This is a genomic window from Clostridium sp. SM-530-WT-3G (genome assembly GCF_012843905.1).
Lineage (GTDB): Bacteria > Bacillota > Clostridia > Clostridiales > Clostridiaceae > Clostridium.
Genome location: NZ_JABAGC010000096.1, coordinates 1 through 763, shown reverse-complemented (window position 1 = coordinate 763; position 763 = coordinate 1). Strand labels below are relative to the sequence as shown.

The 763-nt window shown below is 29.0% G+C and carries 1 protein-coding gene; it reads right to left on the bottom strand.

All coding sequences use genetic code 11. The annotated features are described in order from the left end of the window. Positions 1 to 642 (bottom strand): transposase family protein (locus HF850_RS15375; protein WP_169106285.1); only part of this gene is annotated, 642 nt, incomplete at its 3' end. Between the last annotated feature and the right edge of the window lie 121 nt (positions 643 to 763).

The following is a 763-nucleotide window of genomic DNA, read 5'->3' as shown; positions in this document are numbered from 1 at the left end:
CTGTATATCATAAATATGAGGATTTTTTTCTTTGTCTTGTCTTAAGTCATTTAACTTACGTCCCTTCACAAGGTGAAGCAAGGTTTCATTTCGTAAATCATGTATTCCAGTATTATATGAATGCCCTTTTCTTATTGCAAAATCATCAATTCCTATTATTAATCTTTCAGTATTTTTGCTTAATTCTAAAGTTTCAGCACATATTTGAGGTTTTACATTATTAAGATAGATTTTAAAAATACGCTCTACTGTGCTGTATGGAGTTCCAGTAAATTCAGAAGCATGCGCTACGGTTGAACCCGTAACAGCGTTAGCTAGGTTATCATTATATGGCTTGGTATATCTTGATTTACCTTCAATGAAACTATATTTAAATGTAAAATTAAGCATGCAGTCCTTACAATATAGTCTTATTTTAGGTAATAATAAGAAAGTTTTATTGCCACACAAAGGTAGATGTCTTACTCGTCTATTACCTGAACTACCTTTTCTTATAACATTTGTATTATTGCAACAAGGGCAACTTTGTATATAAGTTAATGGTTCTAATAAAATTTCTACTGTATTATCATAAACATCTGAAATTTTAACAATATTTATATCTTGCAAGTTTAGTAATTTATTGATATTATTTATATGCACTTATTTATCCTCTTAATCGTATTGTTTCGCAACTATAGATTACAGGATTTTAAGTGCATTTTTTATCTGTAAATATTGGTAATTCAGTTGTCAAGCGCAGTTTTTAGTGTTGAGCCATAAA